The 24,814-nt window shown below is 60.8% G+C and carries 24 protein-coding genes and 1 tRNA gene; 8 read left to right on the top strand and 17 right to left on the bottom strand.

Annotated features, from left to right (window positions below; all coding sequences use genetic code 11):
• Positions 1 to 2: 2 nt before the first annotated feature.
• On the bottom strand, positions 3 to 1,076 hold the full coding sequence (locus AB4N53_RS20890; RefSeq protein ID WP_460122776.1) for a fatty acid desaturase: 1,074 nt from the start codon (positions 1,074 to 1,076) through the stop codon (positions 3 to 5).
• Positions 1,077 to 1,176: 100 nt separating this feature from the next.
• Here AB4N53_RS20890 and AB4N53_RS20885 point away from each other — a divergent pair, with 100 nt between their 5' ends.
• Complete coding sequence (locus AB4N53_RS20885) at positions 1,177 to 2,181, top strand: AraC family transcriptional regulator (RefSeq protein ID WP_460122773.1); 1,005 nt, start codon at positions 1,177 to 1,179, stop codon at positions 2,179 to 2,181.
• A gap of 3 nt (positions 2,182 to 2,184) precedes the next feature.
• Here AB4N53_RS20885 and AB4N53_RS20880 read toward each other — a convergent pair whose 3' ends face one another.
• The 4 genes from AB4N53_RS20880 to AB4N53_RS20865 form a co-directional block, all read right to left on the bottom strand.
• On the bottom strand, positions 2,185 to 3,408 hold the full coding sequence (locus tag AB4N53_RS20880; RefSeq protein WP_460122770.1) for a type II toxin-antitoxin system HipA family toxin: 1,224 nt from the start codon (positions 3,406 to 3,408) through the stop codon (positions 2,185 to 2,187).
• On the bottom strand, positions 3,401 to 3,649 hold the full coding sequence (locus tag AB4N53_RS20875) for a helix-turn-helix domain-containing protein (RefSeq protein ID WP_016772238.1): 249 nt from the start codon (positions 3,647 to 3,649) through the stop codon (positions 3,401 to 3,403). The genes AB4N53_RS20880 and AB4N53_RS20875 overlap by 8 nt, the downstream gene beginning before the upstream one ends.
• A gap of 94 nt (positions 3,650 to 3,743) precedes the next feature.
• Positions 3,744 to 5,150, bottom strand: a complete 1,407-nt coding sequence (locus AB4N53_RS20870) for a heavy metal sensor histidine kinase (protein ID WP_460122767.1) — start codon at positions 5,148 to 5,150, stop codon at positions 3,744 to 3,746.
• Complete coding sequence (locus tag AB4N53_RS20865; protein ID WP_041477440.1) at positions 5,140 to 5,820, bottom strand: heavy metal response regulator transcription factor; 681 nt, start codon at positions 5,818 to 5,820, stop codon at positions 5,140 to 5,142. Before AB4N53_RS20865 ends, AB4N53_RS20870 begins: the two co-directional genes overlap by 11 nt.
• Before the next feature lie 136 nt (positions 5,821 to 5,956).
• Between AB4N53_RS20865 and AB4N53_RS20860 the strand changes: the two genes are divergently transcribed.
• Both AB4N53_RS20860 and uraH read left to right on the top strand, forming a co-directional pair.
• On the top strand, positions 5,957 to 6,442 hold the full coding sequence (locus tag AB4N53_RS20860) for a GlcG/HbpS family heme-binding protein (protein WP_041477439.1): 486 nt from the start codon (positions 5,957 to 5,959) through the stop codon (positions 6,440 to 6,442).
• An 11-nt stretch (positions 6,443 to 6,453) separates the two neighbouring features.
• Positions 6,454 to 6,864, top strand: coding sequence for a hydroxyisourate hydrolase (gene uraH, locus AB4N53_RS20855; RefSeq protein ID WP_042610175.1), 411 nt, complete (start codon positions 6,454 to 6,456; stop codon positions 6,862 to 6,864).
• Between the two features lie 125 nt (positions 6,865 to 6,989).
• On the opposite strand, the gene AB4N53_RS20850 is transcribed toward uraH, so the two are convergent.
• Positions 6,990 to 7,667 carry a Crp/Fnr family transcriptional regulator gene (locus AB4N53_RS20850; RefSeq protein WP_460122763.1) on the bottom strand — a complete coding sequence of 226 codons (678 nt, stop codon included), beginning with the start codon at positions 7,665 to 7,667 and terminating at the stop codon, positions 6,990 to 6,992.
• Positions 7,668 to 7,751: 84 nt separating this feature from the next.
• Between AB4N53_RS20850 and AB4N53_RS20845 the strand changes: the two genes are divergently transcribed.
• Positions 7,752 to 8,279, top strand: coding sequence for an Mpo1 family 2-hydroxy fatty acid dioxygenase (locus AB4N53_RS20845; protein ID WP_460122760.1), 528 nt, complete (start codon positions 7,752 to 7,754; stop codon positions 8,277 to 8,279).
• 87 nt (positions 8,280 to 8,366) lie between these two features.
• On the opposite strand, the gene AB4N53_RS20840 is transcribed toward AB4N53_RS20845, so the two are convergent.
• From AB4N53_RS20840 to dibA, 6 genes are all read right to left on the bottom strand, one after another.
• The gene (locus AB4N53_RS20840; protein ID WP_460122757.1) at positions 8,367 to 9,356 is read right to left on the bottom strand and encodes a sulfate/molybdate ABC transporter ATP-binding protein; all 990 of its coding nucleotides are present in this window, start codon (positions 9,354 to 9,356) and stop codon (positions 8,367 to 8,369) included.
• A 3-nt stretch (positions 9,357 to 9,359) separates the two neighbouring features.
• On the bottom strand, positions 9,360 to 10,232 hold the full coding sequence (gene cysW, locus AB4N53_RS20835) for a sulfate ABC transporter permease subunit CysW (RefSeq protein ID WP_041477435.1): 873 nt from the start codon (positions 10,230 to 10,232) through the stop codon (positions 9,360 to 9,362).
• 12 nt (positions 10,233 to 10,244) lie between these two features.
• Positions 10,245 to 11,063 (bottom strand): sulfate ABC transporter permease subunit CysT, encoded by an 819-nt coding sequence (gene cysT, locus AB4N53_RS20830; protein ID WP_016772245.1) that lies wholly within the window; start codon positions 11,061 to 11,063, stop codon positions 10,245 to 10,247.
• Positions 11,064 to 11,219: 156 nt separating this feature from the next.
• The gene (locus tag AB4N53_RS20825; protein ID WP_460122754.1) at positions 11,220 to 12,233 is read right to left on the bottom strand and encodes a sulfate ABC transporter substrate-binding protein; all 1,014 of its coding nucleotides are present in this window, start codon (positions 12,231 to 12,233) and stop codon (positions 11,220 to 11,222) included.
• 138 nt (positions 12,234 to 12,371) lie between these two features.
• Positions 12,372 to 12,554: a sulfur starvation response protein OscA gene (oscA, locus tag AB4N53_RS20820; protein ID WP_007917682.1), complete on the bottom strand. Its 183-nt coding sequence runs from the start codon at positions 12,552 to 12,554 to the stop codon at positions 12,372 to 12,374.
• A 237-nt stretch (positions 12,555 to 12,791) separates the two neighbouring features.
• Positions 12,792 to 14,711: a phosphodiesterase DibA gene (gene dibA, locus AB4N53_RS20815; RefSeq protein WP_460122751.1), complete on the bottom strand. Its 1,920-nt coding sequence runs from the start codon at positions 14,709 to 14,711 to the stop codon at positions 12,792 to 12,794.
• Between the two features lie 147 nt (positions 14,712 to 14,858).
• Here dibA and desA point away from each other — a divergent pair, with 147 nt between their 5' ends.
• A complete protein-coding gene (gene desA, locus AB4N53_RS20810) occupies positions 14,859 to 16,043 on the top strand; it encodes a delta-9 fatty acid desaturase DesA (protein WP_042610168.1) in 1,185 nt (394 codons plus the stop codon).
• Between the two features lie 210 nt (positions 16,044 to 16,253).
• Entirely contained in the window at positions 16,254 to 17,243 is a 990-nt protein-coding gene (locus AB4N53_RS20805) for a GGDEF domain-containing protein (RefSeq protein ID WP_460125204.1), read from the top strand.
• Positions 17,244 to 17,378: 135 nt separating this feature from the next.
• On the opposite strand, the gene AB4N53_RS20800 is transcribed toward AB4N53_RS20805, so the two are convergent.
• The 3 genes from AB4N53_RS20800 to gabD form a co-directional block, all read right to left on the bottom strand.
• Positions 17,379 to 18,590: an HDOD domain-containing protein gene (locus AB4N53_RS20800; RefSeq protein ID WP_460122747.1), complete on the bottom strand. Its 1,212-nt coding sequence runs from the start codon at positions 18,588 to 18,590 to the stop codon at positions 17,379 to 17,381.
• A 135-nt stretch (positions 18,591 to 18,725) separates the two neighbouring features.
• Positions 18,726 to 20,003 (bottom strand): 4-aminobutyrate--2-oxoglutarate transaminase, encoded by a 1,278-nt coding sequence (gene gabT, locus AB4N53_RS20795; protein WP_016772251.1) that lies wholly within the window; start codon positions 20,001 to 20,003, stop codon positions 18,726 to 18,728.
• 185 nt (positions 20,004 to 20,188) lie between these two features.
• The gene (gene gabD / locus AB4N53_RS20790; RefSeq protein WP_024011131.1) at positions 20,189 to 21,631 is read right to left on the bottom strand and encodes an NADP-dependent succinate-semialdehyde dehydrogenase; all 1,443 of its coding nucleotides are present in this window, start codon (positions 21,629 to 21,631) and stop codon (positions 20,189 to 20,191) included.
• Positions 21,632 to 22,064: 433 nt separating this feature from the next.
• Between gabD and AB4N53_RS20785 the strand changes: the two genes are divergently transcribed.
• Positions 22,065 to 22,141 (top strand) — tRNA-Arg (locus AB4N53_RS20785).
• Positions 22,142 to 22,218: 77 nt separating this feature from the next.
• On the opposite strand, the gene AB4N53_RS20780 is transcribed toward AB4N53_RS20785, so the two are convergent.
• Positions 22,219 to 22,488: a hypothetical protein gene (locus tag AB4N53_RS20780; RefSeq protein ID WP_263471648.1), complete on the bottom strand. Its 270-nt coding sequence runs from the start codon at positions 22,486 to 22,488 to the stop codon at positions 22,219 to 22,221.
• Positions 22,489 to 22,534: 46 nt separating this feature from the next.
• On the bottom strand, positions 22,535 to 23,095 hold the full coding sequence (locus AB4N53_RS20775; RefSeq protein WP_016772253.1) for a YbhB/YbcL family Raf kinase inhibitor-like protein: 561 nt from the start codon (positions 23,093 to 23,095) through the stop codon (positions 22,535 to 22,537).
• A gap of 138 nt (positions 23,096 to 23,233) precedes the next feature.
• On the opposite strand from AB4N53_RS20775, the gene AB4N53_RS20770 reads away from it, so the two are divergent.
• On the top strand, positions 23,234 to 24,757 hold the full coding sequence (locus AB4N53_RS20770; protein WP_460122745.1) for an FAD-dependent oxidoreductase: 1,524 nt from the start codon (positions 23,234 to 23,236) through the stop codon (positions 24,755 to 24,757).
• Positions 24,758 to 24,814 lie beyond the last annotated feature (57 nt).

Raw genomic sequence — 24,814 nt, 5'->3', positions numbered from 1 at the left:
CGTTAAGCCCGGGCTGTACTCACCTCTTCACTCACCACTTCAGCCTGCCGAACAAACCGGTTCGCCCGGCCAAACGTGCCGAAATCATTGAACCGCACACCCATCTCGCGCATGACCTTGTGCGCCACCGGTACGGTCATCTGACGAATGTAAAACGGCTCCTTCACCACGAAGTGATGAATCCCGTGACTGCTGCCGAAGTTGAAGCAGAACGCTTGCAACGGCCACAGCCACCAAGGGTTCAGCACTTGGCATTGCTGCAGCACATTGCCCGGTTCGACGTCGCCGTAGTAATGCATGTTCGAGCTGATGAAGTGCAGGCAAAAAGTGCGCAGCACGTTCGGGCCGATGATCACCACGGCGGCGATATCGATCACCTGCATCACCGAAAGCGTGGTCGCCGACCACTCGATTGGCGAGCCGAGCAACTGCGCGATGCCATTGGCCGCGTGAAAGCCGAGAAACACATACCACGCGCCCCAGTGCAGCAGCGCCAGCGGTGCATAGACCTTGAGCACGCGTTTGCCGATGCTCAGCTTGTGTGCCCAGGTCTTGGCGCGCAGCAGGCGGATAAACGCCGACATGACGTTATCGCCAACCATCAACAGTCGCGCAAAACCCCACGGCTCGCCGTTGGTGATTGCGCGCTCTTCCATGTCGGCTTCAGTGCCGGAAACCTTGTGATGGTTGAGGTGCAGATGACGACGGATCCAAGGATTGATCGTGCTCGGCCGCGCCAGCCAGACCAGAGCCATCATCAGGTTGTGCGGCACGCGCTGTTTACGGAAGTACATGCTGTGAATCAGGTCATGCTCCAGCTCGTGGGTCAGCGAGGCGAAAAAAGCATTGAGCAGCAGACACACCCACCAAGCCATATGGCCAGTGATGTACAGCGCCGCCGAGCCGATCATCCCGGCCAGCGCGAACGCCAGAATCCCCGCGCCCAGAGAATCCTGATGCTGAAGAATCGGGTAGCGCTCACGCAATTGCGCACCTTTGGCCAACACCACCTGGCGAATATGTGCCGAGCGCTGCGCCGCATTCAGTCGTTCAGGGCTTGCAGAAGTACCATCCATGCTTCCATCCTCGGGTCTAAGATGAATGCATCGTGCCTTGCCGGGGTTCGATCCGCGCTAGCCAAGAACGCCAACCTGTTGACCGGACGCGCCAATCAGCATGAAGGAACCGACCTCCCTCGCCAGCTGGACCCGCGCCTTGCGCAAACAACTCGATGCGCTGGGGCTGGACAGCCTTGCCTTGTGCCAACAGGCCGGGCTCGACCCAACGCTGATGGACGACCCCAATGCGCGCTATCCGCTGTCCGGTACCACGCGTTTGTGGGCGCTCGCGGTTGAGGCCAGCGGCGACCCGGCGCTGGGCTTGCGCGTGTCGCGCTTCGTCAGCCCGACCACCTTCCACGCGCTCGGTTACGCGCTGGTGGCCAGCGGCAGCTTGCGCGAGGTGTTCGAACGCATCGTGCGTTATCACCCGGTGGTCAGCGATGCGCTGGAGCTGGAGCTGAGCCGCCACGAAGACCGCTATCAATTTCGCCTGAAAATCCCCTCAGGCAACCCGGCGCCGGCCTTCGAAGCCATCGACGCCTTCGCCGCGATCTACGTGCGCACCTGCCGCAATCGCCTCGGCCGCGACTACGCACCTCTGGCGGTGTACTTGCGCCGCCCGGAACCGAACGACGCCCAGCAATGGCACAAAGTCTTCCGCGCGCCGGTATGTTTTGCCGCAGCCGAAGACCGCCTGGAGTTCGCCCTCAACGACTTCGACAGCCACCTCGACGACGCCAACCCGGAACTGGCCGAACACAACGAAGCCGTACTCAAACGCACCCTCGCCCAGCTCAAGCCGCTGACCTGGGAGCGCAAGGTGCGCGATGCGATTGAAGAACAATTGCCCGAAGGCGAACCGAGCGCCGAACGCATCGCCCAGGCCTTGCACCTGAGCCTGCGCAGCCTGCAGCGGCATCTGGCGGATGAAGGTTGCCGCTTCGACACTTTGCTCAACGAAAGCCGTGAAAACCTCGCGCTGCTGCACCTGCGTGACCCGCAGTGCTCCTTGAGTGAAGTCAGCTATCTGCTGGGATTCGCCGACACCAGCAGCTTCAGCCGCGCGTTCAAGCGCTGGACAGGGATGACGCCGGGGCAGTTTCGGGATCAGTTGCGCTGAGTTTCAACTGGTGCGCAGGCTGCGCGCCAGACCGGCCGACCATTGTTCGATCATTGCAGCGCCCACCTCTGCGAAGGCAGGATGATTTGCGCTGTACTCCGCCATTTCGCCCATCGCTTCCTGCACACCGTGCGCGACCATATGCAGTAACTGGTTGCAGCGTGCTTCACTCAGATTGCAGGCCGTACGACCAAACTTGGTAAGCATTTTATGCTTGGGCCACGCCTTCGAACCGCCCAACAGCAGTGCCATGCTATCGCTCTTGATGTACACCGACGTGGTGATGATGTCGTACGCCGGAGCCAGCCTGACCAATGAGTGCTCGCCACAATCCTCATAGAGCACGCCAAAGTTTTTCAGGTGGGCATCGCCGTTTTTCAATGCCGCCGATAAAGCGACAATCTTGAAGAAAGCTTCCAGTGCGTGCTTGAGTAATGAGGGCGAAACAAACGCCTTGATCTGCCGTGCGACTCCTTCGTAAGAACCATCGTATTTGGCCTTCGACGGCCAGCCGTTGAGCACGCAAAAGTCTTCGAAACCGAGGTATCCGGTGTCGCTCAAGTCAAAACGCTCGATGACGAGAAATTTGCCATGCTCGCTGAGTTCGAAATGCGGCACGTCGAGGCCACAAAGTTGCGCAGCGCGCATGCAGAAATATTCGTTGGTTGCCAACTCGGGATAATCTTCGGCACGGAAGGCTTTGACCAGATGAGTCGAGCCTCGGTGCGTCAGTCGGTCTATTGCAGCGGCACTGTCACGCACCAATACTTTGGGCTGCACGCCTGAAACCCCGGAATACTGCCCGTAAGTCTGCAAAAGATCCTCGAACAAACCTTGCGCACCGTCATGAACCAATAACTCAGCGAGCGAGGTTTCAGGTGGACGATCAGTTGTCGATGCGCTCGCGATCGAAAGACGCCCGAGTTGATGCGGGCCGACGATACCTAGTAAAGCGAAGTCATCGAAGCCGCGCACGGCTTTGCTGAACCGCCGCATCAACTCATCGCGCAACGCACCCTCAGGCAGGTTCATCTCGAATATCGGATGGATGCCGCGTTCACAACCATAACTTTCCAGGCGTGTCGGCATGGTCAGCGAAACGGCATTTTCATCAATCGCATCCTCCCGATAGCTGAACACGCTGTCGACACCTGCGTGCCCGCGCCCCAATCTTCCAACCTCATGGCCGCCGACGCAGACCTGCAAGCGGTCCAATGCCTCAGTCATGGAAGTTCACCTTGCGCAGCGTGTCGAGTGTCGGCCGTCGAGAGGCGCGGGGTATTGCGGCCAGTTCGTAGCCGAATCCGTTAAGAATGGCTTCGACTTTGCGCAAACCGATTTCCGAGATTGTGTTGTTTTCAATCCCCGAGATTGTCGCGCGGCTCATTCCGTATTGCTGCGCCAAAGCTTGTTGGGACAGCTTTTCGGCCTTACGCAAGCTTCTGATCAACTCGCCAATTTTTTCCATCACCGCCCCAAATGCATTGCTTGCAATGCAAGATTCACCTAAAAAATCGAAATGCATCATAAACAATGCAATTGAATGAGCTTAGCGTAGATGGTCAGCCATCGCTAACGTCTTGACACCGCCTCTCAAACCCCAACTCAAACACCGTCCCCGACACATCACTACTCACCCGCACCCGCCCGCCATGCAACTGCATGATCGATTGCACAATCGCCAACCCCAGCCCCCCCGAATCCCCCGGCTCCGCCCTTGAGGGATCGACGCGGTAGAAGCGGTCGAACAGTTTGCCCAAGTGCTCAGGCGGGATGACCGGGCCGTGGTTGTGCACTTGCAGCCAGCACATATCCGGTTCATCGCGGCGTTGCAGACTGATCAGGGTGCCGGGGTCGGCGTGGCGTACGGCGTTGGCCAACAGGTTGCCGAGGGCGCGTTGCAGCAGTTGCTGGTCGGCGAGCAATTCGCCGTGCATGCGATTTTGCAGTTGGAGGTCGCGGTCATCGGCCAGGGCTTCGAAGTAATCGCAGAGCTCGTCGCCGACGTTACGCAAGTCCAGTGTGTGCAGATTGAGCGCGCGTTCGGCCTGTTCGGCGCGGGCGAGGAACATCAGGTTCTCGGCCATGCGCTTGAGCCGTTCGAACTCTTCCATGTTGGAGGCCAGCAGTTCCTGATAGTCAGCCGTGCTGCGCGGGTGGTTCAGGGCCTGGCCGTTGCTGGCGAGCAAGGTGTGCAGCGGCGTGCGGATTTCGTGAGCGAGGTCGGCGGAGAATTGCGACAGGCGCTGCACGCTGTCATCCAGCCGCGCGAGCATGGTGTTGAGCGCGTGCACCGGCTCGCGCAGTTCGCTCGGCGTGCCCTCGGTGGGCAGGCGTCGATCAAGGCTGCGCAGATCGATACTGCGAACGGCTTCGCTCAATTGATGCAACGGTTGCAAGCCACGCCGCAGCAACAGCAGGCCCAGAGCAAACGCAAGCACCGCGCCGAGGCCGACAGACAGATACAGACGCAGCCGATAACTGCCGAGCATCTGCTCACGCTCGCTGAGCACCTTGCCGGCGATCACTGTCAGGGTTTCACCGTTGGGACCTTGCGCCTGGCCAGACAGCAACGCCAGTTCGGCGCCGTCGCTGGCCTGCCAGGTGAGCACGTCGCGGCGCTGCGGCATTTGTTCTCGCGGTAATGCATTGAGCGCCGGCAATTCACGCTGACGTGGGTTGATTGCGATCACACTGGAGCCGTCGGCCCGGCGCACCAGCAACAGGCTGTCGAGATTGCCGAGCATGTTCTGATACAACCGTGGCCGTGCCTGCAGGGCGTCGAGGCTGTCGCTGTCGGCGAGCAAGGCGCGCACTTGTTCGAGGCGCCCGAGCAGGGCCATGTCGTCGCGAAAGGCCAACTCCGAGGCCAGCGAGCGGTAGAGGAACACGCCGATTGCGCTCAGCACCAGCGCGCATACCACGGTGAAAGCCAGCGCCAATCGCCAGGCGATCGACTTACTCCACATCGTCCGGCGCTTCCAGTTGATAACCGACGCCGCGCACGGTGTGGATAAGTTTCGGCATGTACGGGTCATCAACCTTGGCGCGCAGGCGACGCACGGCGACTTCGACCATGTTGGTGTCGCTGTCGAAATTCAGGTTCCACACCTGCGAAGCGATCAGCGTGCGCGACAGCACTTCGCCCTGGCGGCTGGCGAGCAGCTGCAACAGAGCGAATTCCTTGTTGGTCAGGGCAATGCGCTGGCCGCCGCGACTGACCCGGCGGCGCAGCACGTCGATTTCGAGATCGGCGATGCTGTACGACTCGGCTTCGCGCATCGGCCCTCGTCGCAGCAGCGTGCGCACCCGCGCGAGCAGTTCGGCGAAGGCAAAAGGTTTGAGCAGATAATCGTCGGCGCCCAGCTCAAGACCACGGACGCGGTCTTCGATGGCGTCCTTGGCGGTGAGAAACAGCACCGGCGTGGCGCCGCGCTGGCGGATCAGTTGCAGCAATTGCCAGCCGTTGAGGCCGGGCAGCATCACGTCAAGGATGATCAGGTCGTATTCCTGCTGCTCGATAAAATAGCGGCCGTCGAGGCCATTGAGCGCCACATCCACGGCGAAACCCGACTCGCCCAGGCCCTTGGCGAGGAAATTGGCGGTTTTGGCTTCATCTTCTACGACCAGCAAACGCATGGCACACCTCGATTGATCAGGTACACAGGCTAGGCGTGTTCGGCGCCGTTGCCCATTACAAACTTGTAATCCGCCTGACGGGGTTCTGACGAAGTGCGCCGGTTAAGGTGCAGACCTACCCCATCGGAGCCTGCACATGACCGTCAAATACCTTGTCGCCAGCCTGATCCTCGGCCTCAGCGGCGCCGCGAGCGCCACGCCAGAACTGCCGCGCCACGCCGACCTCGACCTGAAAACCGCACGCTGGCTGGCGGACAAGGCGATGAGCTCCTGCACCGGCACGGTGTCGGTGCTCGACCGTGGCGGCAACCTGCTGGTGACTCTGCGTGGTGACGGCGTTGGCCCGCACAACACCGCCGCCAGTCAGCGCAAGGCCTACACCGCGCTGTCGACCAAGACGCCGACGCGGCTGTTCGCCGAGCGCGCCCGCAGCAACCCGGAAACCGCCAACCTCAACACCCTCGACGAATTGCTCTTGCTCGGCGGTGGCATTCCGCTGTTCGCCGGCAGCGAACTGGTCGGCGCCATGGGCGTGGCCGGTTCCGGCGGCGGCGAGCAAGACGAAAACTGCGCCCGCGCCGCCGCCGACAAAGCCGGCCTGACCATCACCCGTTCCCACTAAGGAGATCCACCATGACCACCCTGCGCATGACCCTCGCCGCGCTCGGCCTGAGCGCTGTTTCCAGCCTGGCGCTGGCCGCCGGTAATCCGCTGAGCGTGCACGTGCTCAACCTGGAAAACGGCCTGCCGTCACCGGGCATCAACGTCACCCTGGAAAAACACGTCGGCGAAAACTGGCAGCCACTGGCTCAAGGCACCACTAACGAACAAGGGCGGATTGCCGAACTGTTCCCGGCCAAACAGCCATTCGAAGCTGGTGAATACCGCGTGGTGTTCAAGACCGGCGAGTACTACCAGAAGATCAAGCACGAGACATTCTTCCCGGAAATTCCGGTGATCTTCCAGGTCAAGCAGACCGATCAGCACTACCACATCCCGCTGCTGCTGAGCCCATACGGTTTCTCCACCTATCGCGGTTCGTGATTCAGACCCCGATTCCCTGTGGGAGCGAGCCTGCTCGCGAAAGCGTTTTATCAGTCGACATCATCGTTGAATAACACACCGCTTTCGCGATCAAGCCCGCTCCCACAAGTGATTTGTGGCGTTAGTTAAATCGTGGCCATGGCCCGCAATCTTGCGGCATCGAGGATTTCGATTTCGCCGTAAGCCAACCCAATAATCCCCTGCCCCTGCAGATCCTTGAGGATCTGATTGGTGGTCTGCCGCGACAGCGACAGCATCGCCGCCAATTGCTCCTGCGGCAGTTGCAGCGTCCGGCGTGGCGCGTCGAGTTCGCCGTAGCCTTCGGCGATCATCAGCAAGCGATGGGCCAGACGCGCCGGAGCTGGCAGCAGGCTCAGCTGTTCGAGATGGATGAAGGCCAGGCGCAACTTGTGGCTCATCAGCAGCGCCAGATGTCGCCAGGACTGCGGCTGTTCGTCGAGTAATTTGAGCAACGCCGCCTGGGGAATATTCAGCAAGGTACACGGCCCGACTGCATAGGCGTCATGGGTGCGTGGCTGACCGTCGAACAGGCAGATTTCGCCGAACCAGTGCGGCGCCTCCACCAGACTCAGCAAGGCCTCCTTGCCCTGCTCGCTGACCGCGCCAATGCGCACGGCGCCATCGAGCACTGCATACAGACCGCACGGCGCATCGCCGCGCTGGAACAGTCGCTGCCCCGCCGTCAGCCGCCGCTCCCGGGCCAGCGCCAGCAGGCTATCCTGAAAAGACCCAGGCAGATGACTGAACCACTGGCCGCTAAGCAACCGTGCACGAATTTGCATAACCACTCCTGGAGTGTCGCCTGCCCGACAGAACGAACGCGGATCCCGAGGGATGATGCATTCAACCCCACTGGAGGAACAACAATGAAAAGCCTCGTCGACCACCTCAGTCAATACGCCGCCTACCACCGCGACCCGCGCAACATCGCCAGCCACTTTATCGGCATTCCGCTGATCGTGGTGGCGGTGGCTGTCCTGCTGTCACGGCCGCAATGGGCGCTGGGCGGGTTGTGGATATCTCCCGCCGTTGTGGTGGCCCTTGCCTCGGCGTGGTTTTACCTGCGCCTGGAGTTGAAGCTCGGCGTGTTGATGACCGTACTGATGGGCCTGTCGGTGTGGGCCGGGCATGCACTGGCGCAGCAGAGCACCATGGTCTGGCTGAGCAGCGGCCTGGCGATGTTTGTGGTGGGCTGGGTGATCCAGTTTGTCGGGCATCACTATGAAGGGCGCAAACCGGCGTTTGTCGATGACATCAGTGGGCTGATTGTCGGGCCGTTGTTTGTCGTGGCCGAGCTGGCGTTCTTGCTCGGGCTGCGGCATGAGTTGAAAGAGCAGATCGAGGCGCGGGCGGGGGTGGTGCGAGTTAATCCGAACGGCAAAGCGGCGGCTTAGGCCGCTTGAAAGATCGCAGCCTGCGGCAGCTCCTACATTGGAATGCGTTTCCCTGTAGGAGCTGCCGAAGGCTGCGATCTTTTGATCTTAGAGGTTGGCGACTTTCTGCCAGACCTTCGGCTTGAAGAACAAGGTCTCACCCTTGGCCAGGCCGATCAGGCTGTCGTGATCCTTGACCACCTCCGCTTCGATCAGATCGGTTTGCCCTTCCACTTTCAAGGTCACCCGCGTCGTCGCGCCCAGCGGGCGGATATCGCGCACCTCGGCGGCATGGTGATCTTCCAGCTCATGCCTGGACAACGACACTTCGTGCGGGCGGAACAGCACATGGTTGTCGTCGCTCAGCAGCAGGCGGTTCGAATCGCCGAGGAAGTGATAAACGAAATCGCTGGCCGGGTTCTCGTAAACGTCGCCCGGTGAGCCGATCTGCTCAATCACGCCCTTGTTCATCACCACGATACGGTCGGCGACTTCCATCGCTTCTTCCTGGTCGTGGGTTACGAATACCGAAGTCAGGTTGATATCTTCGTGCAGCCGCGCCAGCCAGCGCCGCAGTTCCTTGCGCACCTTGGCGTCGAGGGCGCCGAAGGGCTCGTCGAGCAGCAACACTTTCGGCTCCACCGCCAAGGCACGGGCCAAGGCAATACGCTGACGCTGGCCACCGGACAACTGCTCCGGATAACGATCCGACAGCCAGTCCAGTTGCACCATGTTCAGCAGTTCGTGAACCTTGTTCGCGATCTGGCTTTCACTCGGGCGCTGGTTTTTCGGTTTCATGCGCAGGCCGAACGCGACGTTGTCGAACACCGTCATGTGGCGGAACAAGGCGTAATGCTGGAACACGAAACCGACGTTGCGATCACGCACGTCGTGGCCGGAAACGTCCTCGCCGTGAAAAACGATGTTGCCCTGATCCGGAGTTTCCAGACCGGCAATGATCCGCAGCAAGGTGGTTTTGCCGCAGCCCGACGGGCCGAGCAGCGCGACCAGCTCACCGCTGTGGATATCCAGGCTGATGTTGTCCAGCGCCTTGAACGCATTGAAATTCTTGCTGACGTTACGCACTTCGATCGACATGAATTATTCCTCCGCGGCGCTGGCGCGCAGGCGGTTGATACGGTTTTCGCTCCACTGCTTGAGCAGCAGGATGAAGAGCGCCAGGATCAGCAACAGGCTCGCCACGGCGAACGCGGCCACGTGGTTGTATTCGTTGTAGAGGATCTCGACGTGCAGCGGCAAGGTGTTGGTCACACCGCGAATGTGCCCGGACACCACCGACACCGCACCGAACTCACCCATGGCCCGCGCCGTACACAGCACCACGCCATAAATCAGGCCCCACTTGATGTTGGGCACGGTGACGTGCCAGAACATCTGCCAGCCGTTGGCCCCGAGCAGGCGCGCGGCCTCTTCTTCCTGGGTGCCTTGTTCCTGCATCAGCGGAATCAGTTCACGGGCCACGAACGGCACGGTGACAAAAATCGTCGCCAGCACAATGCCCGGCAGGGCGAAGACGATCTGGATGTCGTGATCCTGCAACCACGGCCCGAACAGGCCCTGAGCGCCGAACATCAATACATAGACCAGACCGGCGATCACCGGCGACACCGAGAACGGCAGGTCGATCAACGTCACCAGCATGCTCTTGCCACGGAATGAGTATTTGCTTACGCACCACGCCGCGCTGACGCCGAACACCAGGTTCAACGGCACCGAGATCAGCACCGCGAAGACGGTGAGTTTCAATGCCGAAAGCGCGTCCGGTTCAAAAATCGCGGTGAAGAATGCGCCGAGGCCATTCTTCAAACCTTGCGATACCACGATGAACAGCGGCAGCAGCAGAAACAGGAAAAAGATCAGCCAGCCAAGGCCGATCAGGACTCTGCGCGAAGTGGCGCTGCCACGCCGCGCAGCGTTGGCCGAGGACGCGGCCGCAATAGACGATTGGGACATGTTCGCGCCTCCTTATGGGGTTTCGATGCGCCGCTGCAGCAAGTTGATCAGCAGCAACAGGATGAAGGAGACCACCAGCATCAATACGCCGATGGCGGTAGCGCCGGTGTAATCGTACTGGTCGAGTTTGACCATGATCAGCAGCGGCAGGATCTCGGTTTTCATCGGCATGTTGCCGGCAATGAAAATCACCGAACCGTACTCGCCGACGCCACGCGCGAACGCCAGCGCAAAACCCGTCAGCCAGGCCGGCAGCAGTGCCGGCACCAGAATGTGGCGAAATACCTGCCATGGTTTCGCGCCCAGGCACGCCGCCGCTTCTTCGACTTCACGGGGAATATCGGCCAGCACCGGTTGCACCGTGCGCACCACGAACGGCAGCGTGACGAAGGTCAGCGCGAGGGTGATGCCCAGCGGGGTGTAGGCGATCTTGAAACCGAGGTCAGCGGCAAATTGCCCGACCAGCCCGGCCGGCGCGTACAGCGCGGTCAGCGCAATACCGGCCACAGCCGTCGGCAGGGCGAACGGCAGATCGATCATCGCGTCGATCACCTTGCGCCCCGGGAAGGTGTAGCGCACCAGCACCCAGGCCAGCAACGTGCCGATGATGCCGTTGATGATCGCCGCACACAGCGCGGTACCGAAGCTCAGCTTCAACGCCGCGAGCACCCGCGGTGCGGAAATGATCGTCCAGAACTGATCCCAGGTCAGCTGGGCGGCGTGGACGAACATCGCCGCCAGCGGGATGAGCACAATCAGGCTGAGGTACACCAAGGTGTAACCCAGCGTCAGCCCGAAGCCGGGTATGACGGGGGAGATACGACGCGACATAAAAGTCCCTGGTTGAAAACGCATCAATGTGGGAGCGGGCTCGCTCGCGAAGAGGATGGTTCATTCAACATTTCCGTCGTCTGACACACCGTCTTCGCGAGCAAGCCCGCTCCCACATGGTTTCGTGCCTGAGCTTCAGGCCCGTTATGGGTCAGATTACTGCGCCTGATAAATCTGGTCGAACACGCCGCCGTCGTTGAAGAATTTCGGCTGCGCGGATTTCCAGCCGCCGAAGTCCTTGTCGATGGTCACCAGTTCCAGTTTCGGGAACTGCTGGGCGTACTTGGCCGCTACGTCCTTGTCACGTGGACGATAGAAGTTTTTCGCGGCGATTTCCTGGCCGGCCGGGCTGTACAGGTGCTTGAGGTAGGCTTCGGCGATCTGCGCGTTGCCCTTCTTCTCGGCATTCTTGTCGACCACGGCCACTGGCGGTTCGGCGAGGATCGACAGCGACGGCACGACGATATCGAACTTGTCTGCGCCGCCATCTTCTTTCAGCGCCAGGAACGCTTCGTTTTCCCAGGCCAGCAACACGTCGCCCTGACCGTTGTTGACGAAGGTGATGGTCGAACCGCGGGCGCCGGTGTCGAGGATCGGCACGTGCTTGAACAGGGTTTGCACGTATTCCTTGGCCTTGCCTTCATCACCGCCGTTGGCTTTCAGACCATAGGCCCACGCCGCGAGGAAGTTCCAGCGCGCACCGCCCGAGGTTTTCGGGTTAGGGGTGATCACCGAGACATCGTTCTTGACCAGATCGCCCCAGTCCTTGATGCCTTTCGGGTTGCCCTTGCGCACCAGGAAGACGATGGTCGAGGTGTACGGCGTGCTCGCTTCCGGCAAACGCTTCTGCCAGTCGGCGGGCAGGCTCTTGCCGAGCTTGGCGATTTCATCGATGTCGCCAGCCAGGGCCAGGGTCACCACGTCAGCACGCAGACCGTCGATCACCGCACGGCCCTGCTTGCCCGAACCGCCATGGGACTGCTGGATTTTCACCGTGTCGCCGGCATGATCCTGCTGCCAGAATTTGATGAATTCGGCGTTGTATTCCTGATACAGCTCGCGCGTCGGGTCATACGACACGTTGAGCAGCTCGTAATCCTTGGCAACGGCGGAACCGGCAAACACGGCACTGGCCAGCGCGGCCAAGGCGTAACGGCGAATCGACGACATGGTGAAAGCTCCTGGAATTCTTGGTGGTGGCTTTTTTTATGTATTGCTGGAATCGGTCCCGTTTGAAAGATCGCCGCCTTCGCCAGCTCCTACGCACAGCCCCCTGTAGGAGCCGCCGCAGGCTGCGATCTTTTGATTTCAGCCCGGTTGTTTACCGGGTTGCTGCAGACGGAATTTCTCTTTGCGTTCGATCTGTACGACCTGTGCGTTGTGCACAGTGATCTCCACCGCGCCGAACCGCAGATCGCGCAGGGCGCTCTGGATTTCACGCAAGATGGTGCTTTCGTCCTGACCGTCAACGCTGCGAAGGGATGCGCTCATGGTGCTGCTCCTTTGAAGGGGATTTGCCTGGCAGTGGGCGGCACTGCGTTCGGCGTGGGAGCAATATAAGAGAGCGACGGATATTCTTAAAAAGACTATTTAAGAATGTTTATATAACCAGAATTGTTTATCTGCCCTCACAAGGGGTTGCAGCCTGTAAAAGCAAAAGATCGCAGCCTTCGGCAGCTCCTGCACCGGTTCCCGTAGGAGCTGCCGAAGGCTGCGATCTTTTGATCTTTAACCAATCAGTGGAGCACGTTCCCAATCAATTTCCGCCGCAGGAATAGGCCGTCCAAACCAATACCCCTGCCCCAGATCACACGCCTGCTGAAGCAAAAACGCTGCCTGCTCAACCTGTTCGATCCCTTCGGCATGGACCTGCATGCCCATGCTCCGCGCCAGCGCGATGATCACCCGGACAATCGCCACGTCATCCTCATCCCACGGCAACCCTGCGACGAAGCCCTGATCGATCTTGAGTTTCTGCACCGGAAGACGCTTGAGCCGCAGCAGCGACGAATAGCCGGTGCCGAAATCATCGATGGCCAGACGCACACCCAGCTCGCGCAAGCGATGCATCTGTTCCAGCGCCACTTCCGGATCGTCCATCACCGCGCTTTCGGTAACTTCCAGTTCCAGATACGCCGGATCCAGCCCCGTGTCGTGGAGCACCTGCGCTACCTGCTGGTAAAGCTCACGCCGGGCAAACAGCCGTGACGAGACATTCACCGCGACGAACGACAGCACCACGCCGCGCTGCTGCCATTGGCACATCTGCCGGCAGGCCTGCTGCATAACCCAGGCATCGATGTCGGCGATCAGCCCGGTGCGCTCGGCAATCGGAATGAATTCCGCCGGCGACACCAGGCCGCGCTGCGGATGCTGCCAACGCACCAGTGCCTCGACGCCAATCAGACGGCTGCTTTGCAGGTCATGCACCGGTTGGTAGTAGACGCGCAACTCCTCCTGCTCCAGTGCACGGCGCAGCTCGAAGGCGATTTCGACCCGTTGCTGGGCGTGGGCGGTCAGCTCTTCGGTGTACAGCGCGTAACCGTTGCGCCCGCTGCTTTTGGCCTTGAACAGCGCACTGTCGGCGTTGCGCAACAACTGCTCGGCGCTGAGGGCATCGCTGGGATACAGGCTGATGCCGATGCTCGCGTTGATGAACAGTTGATTCCCATCTACCAGCAGCGGCTCCTTTAACGTGTCCAGAATTCGTTGCGCCAATGCCGCCGCCTGCGCAGGCTGTGGACAACTTTCCGCAAGCACCGCGAACTCGTCTCCACCCAGCCGCGCGAGGGTGATGCCGGGGCCGAACAATGCCTGCAAGCGCGTCGCCAGCGCTTTGAGCAACCGATCACCGACGTTATGCCCGAGGCTGTCGTTGATCAGCTTGAAGTGATCCAGATCGAGCATCAGCAGTGCGCAGCCACGCTTGTGTGTCTGCGCCGACGCCAGCGCCTGTTCGGCGCGGTCGCTGAACAGCAGGCGATTGGGCAGATCGGTCAACGGATCGTGATGCGCCAGGTGTTTGAGCTCGGACTCGGAATCCTTGATCGCACTGATATCGGAGAACACCGCCACGTAATGGCTGAGGCGGCCGAAATCATCGTGAATCACCCGGATGGTTTGCCACTGTGGGTAAATCTCGCCGGTCTTGCGCCGGTTCCAGATCTCGCCGCTCCATTCACCTTCAGCCTCGAGGGTGGCGAACATCGCCTGATAGAAGCCCGACGGATGATGGCCGGACTTGAACAGACTCGGCTGCTGGCCAATCACCTCATCGCGCCGATAACCGGTGATCTCGATGAAAGCACGGTTGACGTGCACGATCAGCCCTCGATGGTCGGTAACCAGCACACCTTCGCGAGTGCAATCGAACACGGCGGCCGCCTGACGCAGGCGCTCACGGTCGATGTGGCGCTCGCGCAAGCGCGCGCCGATGCCGAGAAACCGCCCCAGCCGCGCCCGCGCGAGAAAAATCAGCGCGGCGCTGACGGCTGCCAGCAAATAACCGTTGATCAGTTGCCAGTGGGCCAGCTCATTGGAGTCATCGAAGAACTTGCTTAATAAATGATCAGAAACCTGCAGCCATACGGCGGCCAGTACCAGGTAGAGCAGCGCTGCACGCAAGGCATCGCGGTAAGTCGCAGACATTCGGTCGTCCATGTCCCTACAAAAAGGTTGGAATTATAGGTGAAGAAACATTCAGCGACTTCTTATCTGAAAGGGCGACTGGTTTTATCTGTGTGCTTAGTGATAATGCAACGGCTGTTTTTATCTTTATCGAGGGCCCTATAGCCTATGTGGTACGAAGGTTTTCTTGGCTTGTCGGCCTGGTCACTGGTCGCGGTCACCCTGCTGATGACCCATGTGACGATTGTCGCCGTCACGGTCTATCTGCACCGTTACTCGGCCCATCGCTCACTCGAGCTGAATGCGGGTCTCAAGCACTTCTTCCGTTTCTGGCTGTGGCTGACCACGGCGCAGAATACCCGCGAGTGGACCGCCATCCACCGCAAACACCACGCCAAATGCGAAACCGAAGATGACCCGCACAGCCCGGTCATCAAGGGTCTGTCCACGGTGCTGCGCACCGGTGCCGAGCTGTACCGCAGCGAAGCGCAGAACCCGGAAACCCTGCGCATCTACGGCAAGAACTGCCCGGAAGACTGGATCGAACGCAACCTCTACAGCCGCTATCCGCTGCTGGGAGTAGCGATCATGGGTGTGATCGACCTGCTGCTGTTCGGCACCATCGGCATCACTATCTGGGCGATCCAGATGATGTGGATTCCGGTGTGGGCCGCTGGCGTGATCAACGGTCTGGGCCATGCCGTCGGCTATCGCAATTTCGAATGCCGTGACGCGGCGACCAATCTGGTGCCGTGGGGCATCCTGATCGGCGGTGAAGAGCTGCACAACAACCACCACACCTACCCCAACTCGGCCAAGCTGTCGGTCAAGAAATGGGAATTTGACCTCGGCTGGGCGTGGATCAAGGTCTTCTGCTTCCTGCGTCTGGCCAAGGTGCAGCGGGTCGCACCGATTGCCCACCGCGTCGAAGGCAAGGGCAGCCTGGACATGGACACCGCCATGGCGATCCTCAACAACCGCTTCCAGATCATGGCCCAGTACCGCAAATTGGTGATCGGCCCGCTGGTCAAGCAAGAGCTGGCCAAGGTCGATCATTCGGTGCGCCACCAGTTCCACCGGGCCAAACGCCTGCTGTCGCGCGAAACCAGCCTGCTGGAAGACCGTCATCACTTGCGCATCCAAACCATGCTCGAACACAGCCAGGCGCTGAAAGTCATTTACGAAAAACGCCTGGCCCTGCAACAGATCTGGGTCAAGACCAGCTCCAATGGCCACGACATGCTCGCCGCCATCAAGGAATGGATTCACGAGGCCGAGGCCAGTGGTATCCAGTCGTTGCGCGATTTTGCCGATCAGCTGAAAACTTACTCGCTGCGTCCAGCAGCTGTCTGACCCGGCACTGGCTGCGATCTTCTGATTCGAAGGATCAAGAGATCGCAGCTTCGTTGCACTCGTCGGCGCCTACACCTCGCCGCCCGGCGGGACTCGGTAATGGCCGGGAACTTCGCCGAAAATCCCCTATCTCAATGACACTTCGCCATCCCGGCGGGTTGTCCTGTGGCCGTCGTCGACATTGCGGCGCGCCCTTTGAGATTTGTGCCGATGGTCAACAACAACCAGAAAGACACATCCTTCACGCAATGGCCCGAGGCCGCGCAAACGCTGATGGCGCTGATGCATGCGCAAGGCGAAGTCGCGCGCCTGAGCGAGCGCGAACAATTGATCAGTTCGCTGCTGGTCAGCGTCAACGCCGTGCTTTGGGCTTTCAATTGGGAAACCCGGCAGGTTCTGTACGTCAGCCCGGCGTACGAACGGATTTTTGGCCGTTCCGCCGCGCTGTTGTTGGCTGACTACAACCAGTGGCGCGACAGCATTTACCCCGATGATCTGGAATACGCCGAACAAAGCCTGGCCGAAGTCCTGCACCGAGGTGCGGTGGAAGATCGCGAGTACCGCATCATCGCCGCCGATGGCCAGGTGCGCTGGCTTAGCGACAAATGCTTTATCAATCGCCAGGACGAGCCCGGACAGCCGGTGATCATCGTCGGCATCGCCGAAGACATCACCGACAAAAAGCACATGGAAACCGAGCTGCAACGCTTGGCCACCACCGATGTGCTGACGCAAAGCAGCAACCGCCGCCACTTCTTCGAATGCGCCCACCGCGAGTTTGCCGAGGCGCGCCGCCAAGGCACACCGCTGGCCTTCCTGCTGCTGGACATCGATGACTTCAAAGTGATCAACGATAGCTACGGCCACCCGGAAGGCGACAACGTGCTGCAACGGATCGCTGAGTGTGGACGCGGATCGTTGCGCCGTGGCGACCTGTTCGGACGGATTGGCGGTGAGGAATTCGCCGCGGTGTTCCCCGGCTGTGCACCGGAAATGGCCGTGCAAGTAGCGGAGCGCCTGCAGCAGGAGATCCAGCGACTGCGCTTCAACCACGACGGGCAAGCATTCAGCATCACCGTGAGCCAGGGCCTGACCAACCTCACCGACGAAGACAAGAACCTCGACAGCCTGTTTGCCCGCGCGGATGCGGCGATGTACGAGGCGAAACGGCAGGGCAAGAACAGGATTATTGCGGCCTGATCCCGGTTTCCACGCCTGGTGCTGTACCTGTGGGAGCGAGCCTGCTCGCGAAAGCGTTTTGTCAGTGAACTCAAAGCTGAATGACACACCGCGTTCGCGAGCAGGCTCGCTCCCACACTGGAATGTGGTGATCTGTCATTTGCGCATCCGCAGCAACTCCGGCAGCCCGATCTTGAGCAACCGCGCGGTCCGGCTCTTCGCCAGTTCCTCAACGCCTTCATGCTCGGTCAGCCGCGCCATCTGCGCTGCCATGTTCATCACCAATGCCTCGCGGGAATACACGCCGCCGCCCAACTGGTAGACCGAAGCAATCAACTCGCGCAGCTCCAGCGGCAGACGCCAGCGGGTGCGCAACGCCGAGCCATAAGACGCGCCAAACTTCACCAGCGCTTCACCGACCTCCTCCTGCTCGTCCAACTCGCCGCCGGCCTGCTGCCATTCCTGCAGGCAGCGCAGCAGCGCCAGATCACCGAGCCGATGCAGCATGCCCGCGCAATAGCAGCGCTCCTGATCCAGATCGAGCAGGCGCGCCAGCGTACGCGCGTATTCCGCCGTGTGCAGTGATAACCCCCAGTAGCGCTCAGCATAATCCGCCAGGCATGGATCGCTGAGCCGCGCGCTGCGTTTGAGCGCCAGCCCGAGGATCAGGTTCATGCTCTGCCCGGTGCCGAGTCGATGCAGTGCCTGAGCGAGGGTTTGCACCGGCGCGCCGTGATGCTGCGCGGCGCTGTTGGCTGCCGCAATCAGCACGGCAGTAATCTGCGGATCGGTGCGCACTTCCTGCTCCAGCAGCTTCAGGTCCAGCCCCTCGGGATTGAGGCTGCGCTTGACGGCCACTTGCACATCGGTCATCAACGGCGCGCCATCGGCCTGCTCGCGACGCCGCTCGAGAAACACCGACAGGGTCATGCCCGGCGCCAATGCCGGCACTTCGCAGACCACGGCTTCGCCGGCGTTAAGCAGCAAGCCCTGCAAGCGCTCGGTCAGGCCTTCCATGTTCAACGGTTTGGTCAGGTACGCCGTCGGCGCCAGCGGAATCGCTTCGCGCACGCTGGCGCTGTCGTTACGGCTGCTCATCAAAATGAACGGCAACGGCGGATTGCGTTTGCGCTGACGCACACTGCGCAACACATGTAATCCATCGATGCCAGGCAATTCCCAGTCAACGATGGCCAGGTCATAGGGCACCTCGCTGAGCAATGAAAGTGCTTGCTGGCCATCGGCACACAGATCCAGACGCGCATCGCAGCGCACGTTGAGCAGCACTTGTTTGAGCAGGTCGCGGGACCAGGGATCGGCCTCGGCAATCAGCACTCGGGGTACGGCGGGTAAATCAACGGCAGTCATGCGCGCTCTCCTTGCAATGCCTGAACCTTAGCCAATGCTGGCGATTCGATACAGCGCAAACAGGTTCGATGTGTTTCTACAGGCATAAAAAAACCCGCCGAAGCGGGTTTTTGTCGAGCAGGTCACAGCAATGGATCAGAGTTCAGAGAAGCACTCTTCGATGATCGCCAGGCCTTTGTCCAGTTGCTCGTCCGGCGAAGTCAGCGGGACCAGCACGCGCAGCACGTTACCGTACGTGCCGCAGGACAGCAGGATCAGGCCCTTGTCACGCGCCTTGGCCACCACAGCGGCCACGGCGGTCGGGTTTGGCTTGTGGCTGTCGCCGTTTTCAAACAGCTCGACCGCGATCATCGCGCCCAACGCACGCACTTCACCGATCACCGGGTACTTGGCCTGAATGGCCTTCAGGCCAGTGACCAGACGCTCGCCGACAGCCTTGCAGCGGTCCAGCAGTTGCTCTTCTTCAAATACTTCCATCACTGCCAGCGCAGCGGCGCAAGCGATCGGGCTACCGGCGTAGGTGCCGCCCAGACCGCCCGGAGCAATGGCGTCCATGTACTCGGCCTTGCCGCACACGCCGGCCAGCGGGAAGCCGCCAGCGATGGATTTGGCGAAAGTGGTCAGGTCGGCAGCAACACCCATCTGTTCCATGGCGAAGAAGGTGCCGGTACGGCCAGCGCCAGTCTGTACTTCGTCAGCGATCAACAGGATGCCGTGCTGGTCGCACAGCGCGCGCAGACGCTTCATGAACTCCTTCGGCGCGACGTAGAAACCACCTTCGCCCTGCACCGGCTCGATGATGATCGCCGCGATGTCTTTCGGCTCGGCGTCGTTCTTGAAGATGCGTTCGATGGAAGCGATCGAATCGTCGATGCTCACGCCATGCAGTTCATTCGGGTACAGCGCACGGAAGATGCCGCCTGGCATCAGGCCCATGCCAGCCGAATAAGGCACGACTTTGCCGGTCAGGCCGAGGGTCATCATGGTGCGACCGTGGTAAGCGCCGGTGAAAGCGATTACGCCAGCGCGGCCAGTGGCGGCACGGGCGATCTTCACAGCGTTTTCCACTGCTTCGGAACCGGTGGTGACCAGCAGGGTTTTCTTGGCGAAATCACCCGGCACCTTGGCGTTGATTTTTTCGCACAGCTCAACGTACGGCTCGTAGGCCAACACCTGGAAGCAGGTGTGGGTCAGCTTGTTCAGCTGTTCGGTCACGGCAGCGATGATTTTCGGGTGCACGTGGCCGGTGTTCAGTACAGCGATACCGCCGGCGAAGTCGATGAACTCACGACCTTCAACGTCGGTCACGGTGGCGTTCTTTGCCGACTCGGCGAAGATCGGGTGAATCTGGCCGACACCACGAGGTACGGCATTGGTGCGGCGGGCCATCAGTTCAGCGTTAGTCTTGCTCATTACAGTCCTCATTCGCCGCTCATCGGGCGGCGTGGTTCAAGGATGAAGCGGGAGGAATCGGCGGTGGCAGCATGCGATGATCGACTGCCACGGCGTTCCCGGCCGCAGAGAAAATTCCTGTTTGAAACGACGCAAAGGGACAGCGCTCTCGTGCCCTTTGCGTTTGCAGCGATCCCTTTCCCGGCTTAGATGCCCAGGCAGAGGTATTTGATTTCCAGGTAGTCTTCGATGCCGTACTTGGAGCCTTCACGACCCAGGCCCGAAGCCTTGATGCCGCCAAACGGCGCGACTTCGTTGGAGATCAGCCCAGTGTTGACGCCGACCATGCCGTATTCCAGCGCTTCGGCGACACGGAACACACGGCCAAGGTCACGCGCGTAGAAGTAAGAAGCCAGACCGAATTCGGTGTCGTTGGACATCGCGATTACTTCGGCTTCGTCTTTGAAGCGGAACAGCGGCGCCAGCGGACCGAAGGTTTCTTCCTTGGCCACGGCCGCGTTTTTCGGCACGTTGGTGAGGATGGTCGGCTCGAAGAAGTTGCCTTCCATCGCCTTGCCGCCAGCCAGTACGGTGGCGCCTTTGCTCACGGCGTCAGCGATGTGTTCCTGAACCTTGGCCACGGCTTTTTCGTCGATCAGCGGGCCGGTAGTGGTGCCGTCTTCCAGACCGTTGCCGATCTTCAGTTTGGCCACTGCCACTTTCAGCTTCTCGGCGAACGCATCGTAGACCGCGTCCTGAATGTATAGACGGTTGGCGCAGACGCAGGTCTGACCGTTGTTGCGGTACTTGGAAATGATCGCGCCTTCGACGGCCTTATCCAGATCGGCGTCGTCGAACACGATGAACGGCGCGTTGCCGCCCAGTTCCAGCGAGACTTTCTTGATGTCCTTGGCGCATTCGGCCATCAACTGGCGACCGATCTCGGTCGAGCCGGTGAAGGACAGCTTGCGCACGATCGGGTTGCTGGTCAGCTCGCTGCCGATGTCGCCGGCGCTGCCGGAGACCACGCTGAACACGCCCGCCGGAATGCCTGCACGCTGAGCCAGTTCGGCCAGGGCGAAAGCGGAAAATGGAGTTTGCGATGCTGGCTTGAGCACCATGGTGCAACCGGCGGCCAGCGCCGGGCCGGCCTTACGAGTGATCATCGCCGCCGGGAAGTTCCACGGGGTGATCGCGGCGGTGACGCCGATCGGCTGCTTGATGACGATCAGGCGCTTGTCCGGCTGATGGCCCGGAATCACATCACCGTAGATGCGCTTGGCTTCTTCGGCGAACCACTCGATGAACGATGCGGCGTAAACGATTTCGCCCTTGGCTTCGGCCAGCGGCTTGCCCTGCTCGAGGGTCATCAGGCGCGCGAGGTCGTCCTGGTTCTCGATCATCAGTTCGAACCAGCGACGCAGCTTGCCGGCACGCTCCTTGGCGGTCAGTGCACGCCAGGCCGGCAGCGCTTTGTCAGCGGCTTCAATGGCACGGCGGGTTTCAGCGGCGCCCATCTTCGGCACGGTGCCGAGGATTTCGCCGGTTGCCGGGTTGTTGACCTTGATCGTCTGACCGTTGTCGGCATCGACCCAAGCGCCATCGATGAAGGCTTGCTGGCGGAACAACTGGGTGTCTTTAAGCTGCATGTCGGCTTTCCTTAACAGCACCGCGGCCTGCGCGGAGCAAATTATGATTGTAGAAAGGCGCCTCGCAAGGCTGCCGTCAGGGAAATCAGTGAGCGGATTGTGGCGCATCGACAGTGCACGACCGGGCGCACTTGCGCTGCAACATCCCGTCAACGAGCGTTTGAAATCTCAAACGGATCGTAGGTTCAAAGGGGGTAAAGGACAATAGGTCGTTCGAAAAAAAGAACAAAAACGCCGCTTTTCAGATCAACGTACAGAAAATCCGCGCCGCAGGAAAAACCTTAGATCAACCCCGGCAAAGCGCCAAGCGAGGGTTTTGCAGGACGTTACCGCTTTAAGGAATGCAGCGATTTCGCGCCGACACGCACACTGACAAAATCCGCCAAACCCGGCATGGACGCCCCGAGCCGACCTAGGTATGATGTCGCCCGCTGCACCAGTAGCTCAGCTGGATAGAGTACTGCCCTCCGAAGGCAGGGGTCGTGGGTTCGAATCCCGCCTGGTGCACCATGAATCAAACGAGAAAGCCCCGGACTGTGATGGTCCGGGGCTTTTTTGTGGGCGATGACAAGATCGCTGGAAGGCCGTCACTCCGTCGTCCAGTCAAACTCGTCATATTCATCGTCGTCATCTCCCTCCTCCTCAACCTCGTCAAACACCTCGTCTTCCTCAACGAGGTCTTCTTCCGGCTGATTCAGCAGAAATTCCTTACGTGTCTCGGTTACTGCACGCCGCATTTGTTCGCCCTTTTCCGGGCAGTTGAGTAGCTGGGCGATGCGGTCGATTTTTGCTGCCACGGTGTCCTCCAGCGCATTGGCAATGGCTCGATAGTGCGCGTTTTCGCGGGGCAATGCCAAATGGCTGGGGAATCAGGGCAGTCAGCCGCCCGTGAGCGGCCGAGCCTCAGCGGTGATAACGCCGCACCGCGCTGCTGTTGCGCAGCACATGGCCCTTGATTTTTTCCATCAGCTCGGCGCGGGTCAGGCCAGCCGGCAGGGCGTCCGGGGCGAGGTCGAGGGCGTAGATCTGGATGATGTAGTGGTGCGCGCTGTCGCCCACTGGCGGGCATGGGCCCATGTAATGAGTGTTGCCTTTGCTGTTGGTGCCGCCGACACCTTCGAGCGCGGATTTGGCACCTACGCCGGCCGCGATCTGGTGGGTGGTGGGTTTGATGCCGTAGTGAATCCAGTGATCCACGCCCAAGCCTTTCTGGCCATCCGGGTCGTGCATGACGATGGCGTAGCTCTGGGTTCCGGCCGGGCCGGCGTTCCAGCTCAGCGCCGGCGACTGGTTCTTGCCGCCGCAACCGGGTGCGTCACTTGCCGCTGCCGAGGTGAACAGACGGTTATCCGACACGCCGGGGATGCTCAGGGTGAAGCGCTCCTGGGCCTGTGCCGGGAACTGCACGCAAAGGGTCACGGCGATGGCCGCCAGCCATGGGTTGAGAGAGGTCAATCGGGTCATTCCGGGAGCACCTTGTGCAATGAGGCCGTCGTCGGCCCGCAAACTATAGCTGTACCGTTCGTGCCTTGGCAGTAGCAAATGGCTGAACCTCGCGCGGCGCCGCCAACTCACAAGAGAAATGCCTGCGAGGAAGCCGAAATGTCCCTGCACCGTGTCGCCCGTTTCGCCGATGTCCCGCAAGACCGTGGCCTGCAAGTCGAAATCGGCGACTGCAAGATCGTCCTGCTGCGTGCCAACGGCGAGTTGCGGGCGTTTCAGGGCCTGTGTCCACATGCCGGCGCACCGTTGGCCGAGGGGGCGATGTGTCACGGCAGGTTGATCTGCCCCTGGCACAAAGCCGCGTACCGGGCCGAGGACGGCGGCCTGTGCGAGCCGCCATCGCTGGACAGTCTCAAACGCTATCCGCTGGAGCTGCGCGGCGATGAAGTGTGGGTCGATGACCAGCCCCTGCCGGATCCGCACACCCCGCCCGCCGACGATCCAAGAACGTTCGTGGTGGTCGGCGCCGGGGCGGCGGGCACGGCTTGCGCGGCGGCCCTGCGGGAGAAGGGTTTTGGCGGGCGCATTGTGCTGGTCGATGGCGAACCGGATGCCGGCTACGACCGCACGGTGTTGAGCAAATTTGTCCTCGCCGGGGAGATGTCGCCGAAAGAAGTCCCGCCGCTGCGCGATGAAGCGTTCTATCAAGCGCAACGGATTGAGCGCGTGCAAGGCGACGTGACTTCACTCGACGCGCCAGGCAAAACGCTTCATCTGCACAACGACGGCATCCTGCGCTACGACGCCGCTGTACTCGCCACTGGCGGTGCACCCAACCCGCTGAAACTGCCGGGCGCCGAGCTGACCAACGTCTTCGTCCTGCGCTCGAAAGTCCAGGCTGAACAGATCATCGACGCCGCTCAACCGGGTCAGCGCGCGGTGATCATCGGCGACAGTTTCATCGCCCTTGAATGCGCATCCGCCCTGCGCGAGTACGGCCTCGATGTCACAGTTCTCGCTCGCCACGCAATCCCGTTCGCCAAGCAATTCGGCGACGCTGTGGGCAAGGCGATTCGCGCCCTGCACGAAGAGCACGGGGTGAAGTTCATCAGCGAACACGAGGCCACGCAGATACTGGGCGAAGACAAGGTCGAGGGCGTGCTGCTCGACAATGGCCTGCGGTTGGCGGCAGATCTGGTTCTCGCCGGCGTCGGTGTTCACCCGGCCACTGAGCCTTTCGACTCATTGCCCAGGGAAGACGATCAGTCATTGCGCGTCGATGACGGCATGCGCGTCACTGATGGCTTGTGGGCCATCGGCGATATCGCCACGTTTCCGTTGAACGGCCAGCCAACCCGCATTGAGCATTGGCGCCTGGCCCAGCAACACGCGCGCATCGCTGCGGCCAACATGCTCGGTGGCGAGGAACATTATCTGGATGTGCCGTTTTTCTGGACCTACCACTTTGGCAAGAACTACGACTATCTCGGTCACGCGCAGGAATGGGACGAGGTCGAGTTCAGCGGCGAGCCGCAGAAGCCGCCATTCATTGGTCTGTTCGCAAAAGACGGCCTGGTTGTTGCGGCGGTGGCCTGCGACAAGCAACGCGCAATGGCGCTGCTCGCTGAGCGGATGAAGCAGCCGTTGCGGATGAAAGAGGCGTGGACGCTGATTCAGGTCTGACACCGGTCCTGTAGGAGCTGACGAGTGCAACGAGGCTGCGATCTCTTGATCTTGTTG

This window comes from Pseudomonas sp. H3_E04 (assembly GCF_054668915.1).
This window is presented reverse-complemented; position numbering and strand designations above follow the sequence as displayed.